The 13,264-nt window shown below is 37.5% G+C and carries 14 protein-coding genes; 13 read left to right on the plus strand and 1 reads right to left on the minus strand.

The window, feature by feature from the left end; all coding sequences use genetic code 11:
- From AC3G7N_RS12800 to AC3G7N_RS12815, 4 genes are all read left to right on the plus strand, one after another.
- A complete protein-coding gene (locus AC3G7N_RS12800; RefSeq protein WP_489422551.1) occupies positions 1-438 on the plus strand; it encodes a PTS mannitol transporter subunit IIA in 438 nt (145 codons plus the stop codon).
- The gene (locus AC3G7N_RS12805) at positions 439-1,599 is read left to right on the plus strand and encodes a mannitol-1-phosphate 5-dehydrogenase (RefSeq protein ID WP_489422552.1); all 1,161 of its coding nucleotides are present in this window, start codon (positions 439-441) and stop codon (positions 1,597-1,599) included. It abuts the gene before it with no gap.
- Between the two features lie 221 nt (positions 1,600-1,820).
- On the plus strand, positions 1,821-2,720 hold the full coding sequence (locus AC3G7N_RS12810) for an acetamidase/formamidase family protein (protein ID WP_489422553.1): 900 nt from the start codon (positions 1,821-1,823) through the stop codon (positions 2,718-2,720).
- Between the two features lie 71 nt (positions 2,721-2,791).
- Positions 2,792-3,646 (plus strand): Cof-type HAD-IIB family hydrolase, encoded by an 855-nt coding sequence (locus AC3G7N_RS12815; protein ID WP_489422554.1) that lies wholly within the window; start codon positions 2,792-2,794, stop codon positions 3,644-3,646.
- A gap of 171 nt (positions 3,647-3,817) precedes the next feature.
- On the opposite strand, the gene AC3G7N_RS12820 is transcribed toward AC3G7N_RS12815, so the two are convergent.
- The gene (locus AC3G7N_RS12820) at positions 3,818-5,101 is read right to left on the minus strand and encodes a serine hydrolase (RefSeq protein WP_489422555.1); all 1,284 of its coding nucleotides are present in this window, start codon (positions 5,099-5,101) and stop codon (positions 3,818-3,820) included.
- Between the two features lie 270 nt (positions 5,102-5,371).
- On the opposite strand from AC3G7N_RS12820, the gene yhfZ reads away from it, so the two are divergent.
- The 9 genes from yhfZ to AC3G7N_RS12865 all read left to right on the plus strand — a co-directional run bounded on the left by yhfZ (position 5,372) and on the right by AC3G7N_RS12865 (position 13,201).
- Complete coding sequence (gene yhfZ, locus AC3G7N_RS12825; protein ID WP_489422556.1) at positions 5,372-6,304, plus strand: GntR family transcriptional regulator YhfZ; 933 nt, start codon at positions 5,372-5,374, stop codon at positions 6,302-6,304.
- 21 nt (positions 6,305-6,325) lie between these two features.
- Complete coding sequence (locus AC3G7N_RS12830) at positions 6,326-6,700, plus strand: PRD domain-containing protein (RefSeq protein ID WP_489422557.1); 375 nt, start codon at positions 6,326-6,328, stop codon at positions 6,698-6,700.
- A 1-nt stretch (position 6,701) separates the two neighbouring features.
- Positions 6,702-7,064, plus strand: coding sequence for a DUF2620 domain-containing protein (locus tag AC3G7N_RS12835; protein ID WP_489422558.1), 363 nt, complete (start codon positions 6,702-6,704; stop codon positions 7,062-7,064).
- Between the two features lie 17 nt (positions 7,065-7,081).
- On the plus strand, positions 7,082-8,371 hold the full coding sequence (locus AC3G7N_RS12840; RefSeq protein WP_489422559.1) for a YhfT family protein: 1,290 nt from the start codon (positions 7,082-7,084) through the stop codon (positions 8,369-8,371).
- A gap of 22 nt (positions 8,372-8,393) precedes the next feature.
- Complete coding sequence (locus AC3G7N_RS12845; protein WP_489422560.1) at positions 8,394-9,305, plus strand: phosphotriesterase family protein; 912 nt, start codon at positions 8,394-8,396, stop codon at positions 9,303-9,305.
- 5 nt (positions 9,306-9,310) lie between these two features.
- A complete protein-coding gene (locus AC3G7N_RS12850) occupies positions 9,311-10,429 on the plus strand; it encodes an aminotransferase class V-fold PLP-dependent enzyme (RefSeq protein WP_489422561.1) in 1,119 nt (372 codons plus the stop codon).
- Positions 10,430-10,469: 40 nt separating this feature from the next.
- The gene (locus AC3G7N_RS12855) at positions 10,470-11,630 is read left to right on the plus strand and encodes a YhfX family PLP-dependent enzyme (protein ID WP_489422562.1); all 1,161 of its coding nucleotides are present in this window, start codon (positions 10,470-10,472) and stop codon (positions 11,628-11,630) included.
- Between the two features lie 14 nt (positions 11,631-11,644).
- Positions 11,645-12,856 carry a phosphopentomutase gene (locus tag AC3G7N_RS12860; protein WP_489422563.1) on the plus strand — a complete coding sequence of 404 codons (1,212 nt, stop codon included), beginning with the start codon at positions 11,645-11,647 and terminating at the stop codon, positions 12,854-12,856.
- Positions 12,857-13,003: 147 nt separating this feature from the next.
- On the plus strand, positions 13,004-13,201 hold the full coding sequence (locus AC3G7N_RS12865) for an alpha/beta-type small acid-soluble spore protein (protein WP_089531377.1): 198 nt from the start codon (positions 13,004-13,006) through the stop codon (positions 13,199-13,201).
- The last annotated feature ends 63 nt before the right edge of the window (positions 13,202-13,264 follow it).

Below are 13,264 nucleotides of genomic sequence, written 5' to 3' on the forward strand. Positions count from 1 at the left end.
ATGCCAAAAGAAGTATTAAGCAAAGAAACGATTCATTTACATGTAACGTTAGATAATAAAGAGGAAGCAATTCGGTATACTGGCGGAATATTGGTGGAAAACGGATATGTGGAAGAATCATATGTTGGTAAGATGCTGGAAAGAGAAGAAGTAACCTCTACATTTATGGGTAATAATGTCGCAATTCCCCATGGAACAGATGACGCGAAGGGAGCTGTTCTAGAAACAGGTCTTACCGTTGTAACTGCACCTGATGGTGTTGATTTTGGTAATGGTAACATTGCCAAGGTTTTAATCGGGATCGCTGGAAAAGGGGATGAACATTTAGAAGTTCTATCGAAAATTGCTATTGTATGTTCAGAAGAAGAAAATATCAAAAAAATAGTGGACGCACAATCAAAGGAAGAAATTCTAGCTCTATTCGATGAGGTGAACTAAATGTTAGCTGTACATTTTGGCGCAGGAAATATAGGCAGGGGTTTTATCGGATCCCTTTTACATCAAGCAAATTATCATACAACATTTGTTGATGTAAACGAAGCAGTAGTTCAGGAACTAAACGAAAAGCAGCAATACAATGTTGTGTTAGCCTCCGAAAACAGTGAAACATTAACAGTAAAAAATGTTTCAGGAATCAACAGCCTAAGCGATCCAGAAAAAGTTGTTGAAGCTATTGTCAACGCTGATATTATCACAACCGCTGTCGGTCCTAATATTCTAGCGATAATTTCAGAATTAATTGCAAAAGGTTTGCGAGCAAGAATGAAGTCTAACCAACAAGCACTTAATATTATTGCCTGTGAAAACATGATTGGCGGAAGCTCACAATTAAAGAAAAAGATAGGTGAACATTTAACCGAAGAGGAACAAACATCCTTTAATGCAGTATTTGGTTTCCCAAACGCTGCTGTTGACAGAATTGTTCCCAATCAAGTTAATGATGATCCCTTAGAGGTCTCTGTTGAGCCTTATTATGAATGGATTGTAGAAGAAACAACTATCAGGGGTGCTAAACCATCAATTGATGGGGTGACGTATGTACGTGATTTAAAACCATATATTGAGCGTAAATTATTTACTGTTAACACTGGTCATGCTGTACCTGCTTATATTGGCCGTTATATGGGGTATACAACAATTAATGAAGCAATGAATGATCAACATGTTCAAGAAATTATTAAAGGCGCATTAACGGAATCAGGGGAAGCACTTATTCAAACCTATCAATTTGATCGGGAAGAGCATCAAACGTATATAAATAAAATTATTCAGCGGTTTATGAACCCGTACATTTCTGATGAAGTTACCAGGGTAGGAAGGGGCCCGATAAGGAAGCTTGGCCCAAACGACCGCTTGATTCGCCCAGCTAGCATTTTTATGGACGTGACAGGAAAACAGCCATTCTATCTCGGTAAAACAATAGCATCCGCTTTAGAATACAAAAACGAACAAGATGAAGAAGCGGTTAAACTACAACAAATGATTACGGAATATGGCTATAAACAAACACTGCAGTCCGTTTCTGATCTGAATCCTACTCATCCATTAATTTCGGTTGTGTTAAAGGAATTAGAAGAGCTCAAATTGTTAAAGGGATAAAAGGAAAGTGAGATAGAATTAAAATCATTAAATTAAGTCCGGATAATCGGGCTTTTTTTTGAATAAAATTGCCAATACGCAAAAATGCAATAATTCTATCATTTCATTTTCATCAATACTGAACTAAAGTTATAATAAGGGTATTACTTTATATAGTTTGATAGTAATGTTTGGACATCTTCTATGATTAAACTGAAAATCAACAGTTGGAGGTAATGATAATGAAAACTATTTCAAAGGAAAAATGTATTTTAAAAATGTCACCTAATAATGAAGAGGTAGAAAGAGTAGACTCGGGCGAAACAATTATCTTTGAAACATATGACTGTTTCAGTAATCAGATTACTAGTGAGGAACATCCGTTTAGTTCAGTTGGCTGGGACAAAATAAACCCAGCAACAGGTCCTTTGTTTGTTGAAGGTTCAAAGATTGGTGACACTCTAAAGGTTGAGATAATTGATATTCAAATTGAAGATAAAGGCGTTATGGCTATATCACCTGAGATGGGTGCCTTAGCGGGAACAGTTACCGGTGAAAAGACAAAGATTATTCCGATTGAAAATGGTGTTGCAAAATTTAATGATCAGTTGAATTTACCTATAAAACCAATGATTGGAGTTATAGGTACTGCTCCACTTGATGAAGATGTTCCAACAGGTACTCCTAAAGATCATGGTGGAAACATGGACTGTAAAAAAATTGCAAAGGGATCAACTCTTTATTTGCCGGTGAATGTTGATGGGGCCCTTTTGGCTATGGGCGATGTGCATGCTGTTATGGGAGACGGAGAGGTAGTAATTTGTGGTCTGGAAATACCGGCAGAAGTTACTGTTAAGGTATCCGTGTTAAAAGGCCGTGACTATCCATTGCCATTTCTTGTAGATAACGATTATGTGATGGCAATTGCATCGGCAGAGACGTTGGATGAAGCTGCCAAAAAAGCAACAAAAAATATGCATACCTTTTTAGTTGAGCAGTTAAAAATGGATGTTAATGAAGCAGGAATGTTTTTATCAGTAGGTGCAGATTTAAAGATTTGCCAAATTGTTGATCCATTAATGACTTCCCGAATGGAGCTCCCGCGTTGGGTATTGGAAAAGTATAACTATAACATGAAGTAAAATTTTGTTGTGGTGGGTTAAATGTTAAATAAAGTACTTAGCATAAATTTAATACGAGGGAGGTTCTTTAAATGAAATTAATAGCTATTGATATGGATGGGACCCTGCTTTCTGAAAATAGTACGATTAGTGGGGGGAATAGAGATGCAATTCTTGATGCACAAAGTCAGGGAAATATTGTTTCTATATCATCAGGGCGTTCCTTGCATGACGTAAAACAAATTCTGCATGATGCTGGTTTAGAATGTCCAATTATAACGGGAAATGGTGGACTTTCATTCGAATCGGATGGGATTATTCAACACCATACCCTTTCTGCAGAGGTTCTATCAGAAATGATGAGTTTGTTACAAAAAAGTGGATTATATTATGAGATTTATACCAATGAAGGCATTTTAATTAAAAAAGACGGGAGAGATCTTTTAAATAAGGAAATTGATGCTTTAAAGTATCGATCTAGCAGCTCAGAGTTAAAAAAAGCAGAGCATGTCATTGATATTCAATATGAACAGAACGGTTTAATTGATGTAGATGATTATCAAGGAATAGATTTTACTGATAAAGGCGTCTACAAATTGTTTGTTCTCTCTTTTGATAAAGAAAAACTAAAAAAGCTGCGTGAGAACCTAACGCATAAAGAAGTATCTCTTACTTCATCTGGAACCGAAAAGCTCGAAATTGGCCACTCTCAAGCAAGTAAAGGTAATGCATTAGAATTCCTTGCAAATCATTTTGGAATACCAGTGGAAGATACGGTTGCAATTGGCGATAATTTAAATGATATTTCCATGTTCGAAATTGCTGGGATGTGCATTGCGATGGAAAATGCTGAGGAAGATGTAAAAAAACAAGCTACATATATTACAAAGCATCATAATGATGATGGGGTGGCGTACGCATTAAGGGAATTTGTATTAGGTGCTTGAAAAGATGATCAACATCTTCTAAAGACAACAGGAAAATATGATTTTAAAAACGAACATACCTCTTAATTGGTCATGTGATAAACAAATTTTATGTTCGTGAGAAAGTTAATGGAAATAAGAATTTATATAATATAAAAGAGCGGTCGCATGACGACCGCTCTTTTAAAATGTTTACTCACCAATAGATTCATAAACTGTCGTAGCTATTTCTGCAGACAACGACCCAGTACTAGGGTACGATCCACTTTCTAATTGACCATTATTTTGTTTGTTCGTTAATACGATGATTTGTAAGTTATGTGCTGGGTCGAAAATCACCTGTGTTCCTGTAAAACCGGTATGACCAAAGGCTGAATCGGAATGTAGTTCACCCATATACCATCCTTTGTTCAGTTCCCAGCCATATCCTTGGCCATATCGTTGCGCCTGGGAAAATGTATCGATTATCATTTCATCATATAACGTTACATCTCCATAGTTTCCGCCATTTAACATAGTTTGACCAAGAATTGCTAGATCGCGAGCGGTTGAAAATAGACCTGCATGTCCTGCTACACCGTTATTTGCATAATAACTATTTCCATCACTTACTTCGCCGACGAGCGTATAGTCTCTCCATCTTTTGAAGTCATCAGCATCTTCCTCAACATAGTATCCAAAGTTTGGATCGTCTATCATCTTGTATTCAAAAGGATTGCCCCAGGAAGTGGCTGCGATTTTCTTATTCAATTTTTCAGGTGGAGCAAACATTGTATTTTTCATTTTCAAAGGTTTATAGATAGTTGTTTCTAAATAAACATCTAATCGCTGCCCCGTTACTTTTTCGATAATGAACCCAAGTGTCATAAAACTAAAATCACTATATCGGCGGTCTGTGTCAGTCTCATATTCTAATGGTAGTTTATTGATATAGTCAAGTACCTCTCTTGAATTACTAGCGTGTAAATAAGTAGGTTGCCAAGGTGTTAATCCGGATGTATGCGTTAACAGATCAGCAATTGTTACTGCGTCTTTGCCATTTTGTGCAAACCCTGGAATATAAGTAGACACTTTATCATCAACAGCTATTTTCCCTTCGCTAACTAGTTTCATTATCCCCTGTGTCGTGCCCATTACTTTTGTAACAGAAGCCAAATCAAAGATGGTCTTAGGCTTCATTTTTCTAGGATGATTAAGTAATTGACCCATATCATACTTTTGGGCATAGCCATACGCAGTTTCTTTTACTATTTTGTTGTCTTTTGCAACTAAAACCACTGCACCAGGTGTTATTCCATTGTTAATTGCATCTTTAACAATCTCATCTAATTCACTTAACTTTTCCTTATCCATTCCAACGGCTTGTGGACTTCCATGACTAAGTTCAGAAGACTTGGCTAAAACAGAATCTGTCGTTTGAAGCGTTACCCCAAAAGTTAAGAAAACTAGTAACAAAATTAAAAGGCTTTTTTTCATGAATTAATAATCCTCCCTGTAATTGAAAAGTGTAATAAATTTCTGAACTATACAATAACTATTAATATACAATATAATGTATATTGGAATGGGTTTCAAGACTGCCAAAAGTCTCATTTGTTGAATTGAAATAGCCAAACCACTTATGAACTATAGGTTCGACAAATTATTAAAGTAAAACAAAAATTTTGAATTAAGGAGTTGTAATTGAATATTGAAAGCGCTATACTTTCAATATACTAAATACTGTATTTTCAAAAAGGGGTAAAAATGAGTAGAATCTGGGATAGTTTATTTTCAAAAAATGGTTTGGCAGCAAAAGAAATTGCAATGAAGTTAGTGCACGTAGAGGAAGGAGGAAGAATTCCAAAAGTAGATGATCTTGTGGAAGAGCTAGCATTGGGTCGGGGAACGGTGCAAGGGGCATTAAGGGTTTTGGAAAATCTTCATGCGGTCCGCCTGGAATCAAAAGGACATTTAGGTACTTTTTTAAAGAACAAAGATCTGCATTTACTAAAAGAAATAGCCGGGGTGGGTTCATTGATGGGAGCTATGCCTTTACCGTACTCACCACAGTACGAGGGGTTAGCGACAGGTTTGATTGAGACATCGGAACAAATGATAAACCGCCTTAACTTAGCATATATGAGAGGTTCAAAGCTCAGGTTAGAAGCATTGAAATCACGCAGGTATGATTTCATTATTATGTCCCATTTAGCAGCTGAAGAAGAGTTCAAACATGATGCTAATCTAGTAATTGTTCAAAACTTTGGACCGAAAACATATGTATCGTCCCACCAAATATTCTTTGCAAATTCAAATGATAGTTATATAAAAGATGGCATGCGAATTGGGATTGATCGTACGTCAATCGACCAATCAAAGATAACGCTACTAGAATGTGAAGGTATAAATGTTGAATTAGTACCGGTAAACTACATGCAGCTTTTCGATAATTTGATGAATGGAACGCTTGATGCGGCAGTATGGAACTCGGATGAAAACAGATCTAAAAATGCTTTTAAAACTGGTGCTTTTAAATCTGAAAAAGCACTGAGCGTTTCAGAAAAGGCTTCCACGGCTGTAATCGTAGTTGAAAAGAATCGAAAAGATGAATTAGATCAGATTTTACATCTTGATAAACAAAAAATCGTTTCCGTTCAACAGCTAGTAGTGGATAAGAAAAAGCTACCACATTATTAGAGTGGGGAGGAATATTACTATATGGATAGAGCTGAACTTGAAGAAAGACTTCTATTGTTAGTAGATCAACAGGTTATTACGACGCGTGCGAGCGATGTTACGAAACTAGCATTCGAAAGGTTGTTAGATAGTTTAAATGTTAGTGAACTGGAGCAGGCAGAGATGCTGTTCACTCATTTACCAACTGCTTTATCAAGAATTGAAAGCGGGGAAGTAGTAGAGGCTCCCTTACCTGAAATAATGAGTGAGATTAAAGATTCTCCTCATTTTCATGTTGCAGAAAGGCAATTAAATTTTATTGAAAGAGAATGGGGAAGAGGACTGCCACAGGGAGAAAAGGAATATCTATATATGCATTATACGAACGTTATAAATGTAACAATTGGAGGAGAGTAATATGAAAATTGTAATTGGCGGACAAGTAGAAAAAAAGGAAATGCAGGCATTGATAAAGGGTATAGATTCATCAATTGAAACTGTAATTAAGTCGGACATAGATGCAGCTATGGCTATTAAGAATGGTCAAGCCGATTATTATTTAGGAGCATGTCACACAGGTGGTGGCGGTGCGCTTGCAATGGCCATCGCTTTAATTGGGAGAGATCAATGTGAAACTGTTTCCATGCCAGGGCGAAAACCAGTTGCAGAAAAAGTTGAGGTAGCTGTAACTAGTGGGAAGAAAGCTTTTGGATTTACGGGAGATCATATGGAAACGGCAGTACCAATGATTATTAAATCTTTAAAAAATATAAGTAATTGATTTGAGGGGGATTATTTATGGAGTTAGTATTTGTCGTGTTAATAGGTGCAGTAGCTGCGGTGTTAGCTAACTTAAATATCGCGGTGTTCAATGACGGGTTACGTCCGATAGTTGGGGAACATATTGAAGGGCGTTTGAAACGTAGGGAGCTCGGGTTAACTGCGTTTGCAATGAGCTTTGGATTAGTTATTGGTTTTGGTATTCCTTTTACGATAACAGCTAGTATTATATTAATTCATAGTATTTTATTAGGTACAGATATTATTGGTTTAATAGCTCCAAAAAATAAATGGGGTACGCCCGTAGCCGCTGTAGTGGGTGGTTTATATGGTTGGGGGTTATTAGCTGGATTAGAGGGCTTCGTGGCGTTATTTGAAAAGTTACCTGTTAACTTTTTAGAACCAATGGGGGCAGTAGGTACACCAGTTGTTGTTACCTTTATGGCATTTCCTGCACTCGCGGTCGCCATGCAATTCAGTGTTAAAAAAGGTGTTTTGACATTTATCGTAGCAGCGTTGGTTAGACAGTTAGCCGTTTTTGTAAATGAAAGCGGTTTTATTAGTATTGGCGGTAATGTAATTAGTTTAAACCAGGAAGGTATGGCGTTAATTGCTGGAATGATTTTTCTCTTTGGCTATGCAATGCGTGAAAAGTCAGAAGGTGACGCCTCTGTTGATTTAGCTTCTATATTTAGTGAAAAGGTTAAATCTATCAAGAAGAATGTGGCATTCTTTATGGTGATTGGTGCGCTAATTGCTGGTGCAACTAATTTATTGCTAATGGCTGGCGACCCAATTTCGCTTAGCTTATTAGCAGAGGGTAAACAAACGGATGCTGGTATTGCTGCAGCTGCTAGAGCAATTGGATTCATTCCTTTAGTAGCGAGTACAGCTATTGCAACGGGTGTATATAGCCCAGTAGGATTTACATTAATTTTTGTTGTAGGATTGTTTTCACCGAATGTGTGGATTGCAGTTGTTGTTGGTGCAATTGTTATTTTCTTAGAGGTTATGCTGTTGGGTTCAATTGCTAAATTCTTAGATAAATATCCAGGCGTTAGAAATTCTGGAGAAAACATCCGAAGCGCAATGACAAGATTGATTGAGGTTGCTTTGCTAATTGGTGGTGCAAATGCGTCAAACGCGATCGCACCAGGATTCGGATTCTTCTTTATTGCAGGATTTTATTTATTAAATGAAATAGCAGGGCGCCCGATTGTACGTATGGCAGTAGGACCAGTAGGTGCAATCGCGGTAGGTATTATCGCAAATATTTTGGTAGCTCTAGGAATAATGACGATAGCTTAAAAACAACTTAGGGGTGAGACATTTGATACAAACAGTTGCTGGTAAGATAAAGCAAGAAGAACTTGGGATATGTGCAGCGCACGAACATTTATCGATTGATTTATCGAGAGTAAAGATTGATCCAGATACTATTTTAGATGATGAAACCGGTATGATTGCTGAGCTTTACTATTTTCATCGTGCTGGCGGTCGTTCGATGATTGAATTAACGAATGATGGTATGGGAAGAGATGTAAGGCGCTTAAAACGATTAAGTGAAGCAACGTATGTTCATATTGTTACGTGTACCGGGTTTTATAAAGATCCGTTCATCCCAGCATTTGCAAAAAGATGGGATCAAGATCAGTTTGCTGCCCATTTTATTCAAGAAATTACACAGGGTATTGATGGCACGGATATTTTTCCTGGAGTAATTGGTGAAGTTGGAACGAGTGTGGATGAAATAAAGCCGGTTGAAAATGAATTAATTCTAGGCGCTGGCAAAGCAGCATTGGAAACTGGTTTACCTGTTTCAACACACACGTCGCTCGGGACACTAGGAAGTAAACAGGTTGAAATGTTCTTTGGACTTGGGTTATCGAAGGATCAAATTATTATCGGTCATCAGGATTTAAATGCAAATAAGGAAGAAGTGTTAGATGTTCTTCAATCAGGTGTATATATTGGATTTGACACGATAGGAAAAAACAATTACAGGCCTGATGAGGACCGATTAGCTTTTTTAATGGATTTTATTGAGAAAGGATTTCATAAACAAATTTTGTTATCGGCAGATTTAACAAGGAAATCACATTGGAGAAAACATGGTGGGCCTGGATATGACTTAGTATTAAATGAATTTATACCGGTCTTGAAAGAGCGTGGGATTTCTGATGAAGTGATTTCAGATTTAGTAGTTCATAATCCAGCAAATGCATTTTCAATAAAGGAGTAATAACAATGGTTTATGATTCAACACGATTAAAATACGCAGATTCTGTACTTCCGAGTTTAACAATTGAAGAAGCGCAAAACTTGCAATTCAAATTGGTCGGGAGCATGAGTAAGCACTTTACAGGGGACCAATTTTTATCTATGGGTGATTTAGGTGTTGCACCACGGTATAAAAAACCCGAACAAACGGAAAGAGTAGAATGTGCGATAGCTGATTTCTTTGGAGCGGAAAGGACAGCACTGGTTCGTGGTGCAGGAACTGGTGCAATCCGAATTATATTAAGCACGTTACTTTCTGCAGGCGAATCTATGTTTATTCATACGGCTCCTGTTTATACGACGACGAAAGATACCGTAAAGATGTTAGGTGTCCAAACAAAAGCTGTTGATTTTAATGATTTAAAGGCTGTTGAAAAGGCTGTTGTTGATGATCAAGTTTGCAAGTTGTTCTATGTCCAGCATGCAAGACAGCTACCAACAGATACGTATGATTTAAAGGCGTTGATAGAAACAGTCAAGTGTGTGCGTTCTGATTTACAGGTAGTGGTTGATGATAATTATTGTGCAATGAAAACACATGGAATTGGTATTGAATATGGTGCAGATTACTCTACTTTCTCCGGTTTCAAAATACTTGGGCCTGAAGGAATTGGTGTTATAGCAGGGAAAGAAGGAGCAATAAATCTTTTGCAGGAACGCAACTATTCTGGCGGTGGACAGGTACAAGGTTATGAAGCTATGGAGTTATTGCGTATGATGACTTTTGCTCCAGTTTCGCTTGCCATACAAAATGCACAAGTTGAAGAAGTCTGTAAGCAATTAAATGAAGGTACCATCGAGGGAATAGAATCTGCGTATATGACTAACGCACAATCAAAAAATGTTATTGTTGAGTTGAAGGATCCAATTGCACAAGAAGTGATTAAACAAAGCAATAGTCTAGGGGCAGCTACACATCCCGTTGGAGCAGAGTCGAAATACGAAATTGTACCAATGATTTACCGCGTTTCGGGAAGTTTTATTGAGGCGCAACCACGCCTTAAAAAGTATGGACTACGTATAAATCCAATGAAGTCAGGAGCTTCAACGGTATTAAATATATTAGAAAAAGCAATTAAATCCTAATAAATAACGCTAGACAAGAAAGAAATAGGAGGATGCTTCCATGTTTTTGGATGTAACAAAACGTAGAAATCCAGAGCTAATACATGCTGGTGTTTCACTTCATCAAATGGGGGATATTCCTCCGAACACATATGTAATCGACATCGATATTTTAAAAGAGAACACAAATAAACTTGCTACAGTTGCTGAAAATCATAATCTTGAGCTGTACTTTATGAGTAAACAACTCGGTCGTTTTCCAGAAATCGCAAAGATTATTGTAGAAAATGGAATAAACAAGGCTGTAGCGGTCGATTTTGATGAAGGGAAAATATTAGCTGATCATGGAATAGCTATCGGTAACATTGGACATCTTGTTCAGCCTGGAAAACATCAATGGGAAGAAGTTCTAAGCTGGAAGCCAGAAGTAGTAACCATTTTTTCATATGAACGGGCAAAACAGTTATCGAGTACCGCGGTAAAGCTTGGTGTTAATCAGGATATTTTGTTAAAGGTTGTTGGTCCAAAAGACAGTATATATGAAAGCCAAGAAGGCGGAATATTTCTGGAGGAGCTTTCTGATGTAATTGATCAATTTGTTGAGTTAGAAGGTGTAACAATTGTTGGTGTTACTACTTTTCCGAACTTGCAATTAGCTAGCGATAAGACACAAATGATTCCAACAAATAATTTATCCTCTTTATTAAATGCTAGGGAGATTCTTGAGAGAAAAGGGATAAATATAAAACAAGTAAATGGACCAAGTGGAACAAGCAGTGAAACGATTCCTTTTTTAGCTGAACAAGGAGTTACGCATGGAGAGCCTGGTCATGGATTAACTGGTACGACACCTTTACACGCATTCAAAGATTTAGCTGAGAAACCAGCAATTGTATATGTAAGTGAAGTATCACATAAATCTAAAGAAAGCTACCACGTGATAGCAGGTGGATTTTATGGACGTTCCAATATGGAAGGCTGTTTGGTAGGTCATGATAAAAAGACTATTCTTAGTCGATACGTTGATACCCTTAAAAAAAATCCGGAATCAATTGATTACTATGGTGCAATTGATATTCCTACTGATTTTTCAATTGAAATAGGAGATACAGCAGTATTTGCATTCCGCACACAAATTTTTGTAACCCGTGCACATATCGCGTTAGTAGAGGGTATACAATCAGGGAATCCAAAGCTTATTCATCTAGAAAGGAAGTGGTGAATCAGGTGGCGAAAATGACATTGGTAGTCATCGATAGTTTTGGAATCGGTGCAATGGACGATTGTGAAAAATATCTACCGTCGGATTGTCGTGCTCACACGTATAAACATATCCGAGAAAAAAAGCAAGGTGATTTACAAATCCCATTCATGTATGGATTGGGGCTGGGAACTCTTGTAGATGGTAATTCCGCTCCAGGTAATGCCTATGGGTCCTCTAAATTAGCGCATCATGGAGCAGATACTTATTTAGGTCACCAGGAAATAGCAGGAAGTTGCCCAAAAAGGTCAAATAAAAGACTGATGATAAGTATTCATTCAACTATAAAAGAGGCTCTTGAAGGGACTGGGTATAATGTGAAATACCCATTTGAAAATTGTCCAGTTCTACTAGTGAATGATGCAGTCGTTGTGGCTGATAACCTAGAATCTGCTGTAGGGAACATTATTAATGTGACCGCTGACTTTAATAAAATGCCATTTTCTGAGGTGAAAAGCCTCGGAAAAGTGGTTAGAGATAATGTTGATACCACTCGGGTTATCGCTTTTGGTGGACCTAACACGTCAATTGAGCATATTTTACGGTGTGTAAAAGAAAAAAGTGGGAAACAATGGGGTGTGGATACACCTAGAGCCGCAGTCTATGGGAAAGGCTACGAGGTTTTTCATATGGGTTATGGTGTTGATATTGAGAACCAATTTCCGATGATTGCTGCAAAGCAAGGACTAACGGTTTATCGATTGGGAAAAACCGCAGATGTTATCCATGGGGAGGGACCAGAAGATCCAATTGTAAATACGACAGACTTGTTGGATAAAGTTACACAGGCATATACGCAAGAGCAAGGTGATGCAGCCTTTTTAGTAAATATCCAAGAAACAGATTTAGCAGGACATTCTGAGGATGTTGATTGGTATTGTAATTTGCTTAATGAAACGGATAAATGGCTTGAAGGATTTGTTTCAACAATGGGTAGAGACGATATATTGATTATTATGGCTGATCACGGAAATGATCCTACAATTGGACATTCGAATCATACAAGAGAATATGTACCAATCATGATTGTCGGAGGGAAAGTAAAAGCAGCTAATATCGGTCTACGCGAGTCAATGGCAGATGTAGGGGCAACGTTTAGTGACTTTTTTGGAATTCCGGAAACAGCTGAAGGAACAAGTTTTCTTTCGGAAATAATAGACCGGGATATATTTTTTACTGAGAAATAAAAGGGGCGTAATTCCATCGTTAAAATGGTTAAAAGATATACTTTTCATTGACATCTACTATTTTACAGGTGTAAAGTATTGATTTTCTTCAAATGATAAAGCAGAACAGACTTTTTCTGTTCAAAATCCCACGAGGAGTGATCAACGATGGCAGGAAACAAAAATGATTTGTTAGTGCCAGGTGCAAGAAATGCAATTGACAGTATGAAAGAGGAAATTGCAAATGAACTTGGTGTACAGCCTGGAGCTGACACCACTGCACGAGAAAATGGATCGGTGGGTGGCGAGATGGTCAAACGTATGATCAAAATCGCTGAAGATAGTATGCAGAATGGTAATAAATAAAGAATTCAAACGTGACGGTTCTTTATGAAAACTTTTGGTACTATCTTGCAGATGAAGGAATCG

Source organism: Virgibacillus carmonensis (genome assembly GCF_057836705.1).

Coding starts and splice junctions, on each gene's coding strand:
- AC3G7N_RS12800 (WP_489422551.1), top strand. CDS start 1: ATGCCAAAAGAAGTATTAAGCAAAGAAACGATTCATTTACATGTAACG.
- AC3G7N_RS12805 (WP_489422552.1), top strand. CDS start 439: ATGTTAGCTGTACATTTTGGCGCAGGAAATATAGGCAGGGGTTTTATC.
- AC3G7N_RS12810 (WP_489422553.1), top strand. CDS start 1,821: ATGAAAACTATTTCAAAGGAAAAATGTATTTTAAAAATGTCACCTAAT.
- AC3G7N_RS12815 (WP_489422554.1), top strand. CDS start 2,792: ATGAAATTAATAGCTATTGATATGGATGGGACCCTGCTTTCTGAAAAT.
- AC3G7N_RS12820 (WP_489422555.1), bottom strand. CDS start 5,101: ATGAAAAAAAGCCTTTTAATTTTGTTACTAGTTTTCTTAACTTTTGGG.
- yhfZ (WP_489422556.1), top strand. CDS start 5,372: ATGAGTAGAATCTGGGATAGTTTATTTTCAAAAAATGGTTTGGCAGCA.
- AC3G7N_RS12830 (WP_489422557.1), top strand. CDS start 6,326: ATGGATAGAGCTGAACTTGAAGAAAGACTTCTATTGTTAGTAGATCAA.
- AC3G7N_RS12835 (WP_489422558.1), top strand. CDS start 6,702: ATGAAAATTGTAATTGGCGGACAAGTAGAAAAAAAGGAAATGCAGGCA.
- AC3G7N_RS12840 (WP_489422559.1), top strand. CDS start 7,082: ATGGAGTTAGTATTTGTCGTGTTAATAGGTGCAGTAGCTGCGGTGTTA.
- AC3G7N_RS12850 (WP_489422561.1), top strand. CDS start 9,311: ATGGTTTATGATTCAACACGATTAAAATACGCAGATTCTGTACTTCCG.
- AC3G7N_RS12855 (WP_489422562.1), top strand. CDS start 10,470: ATGTTTTTGGATGTAACAAAACGTAGAAATCCAGAGCTAATACATGCT.
- AC3G7N_RS12860 (WP_489422563.1), top strand. CDS start 11,645: ATGACATTGGTAGTCATCGATAGTTTTGGAATCGGTGCAATGGACGAT.
- AC3G7N_RS12865 (WP_089531377.1), top strand. CDS start 13,004: ATGGCAGGAAACAAAAATGATTTGTTAGTGCCAGGTGCAAGAAATGCA.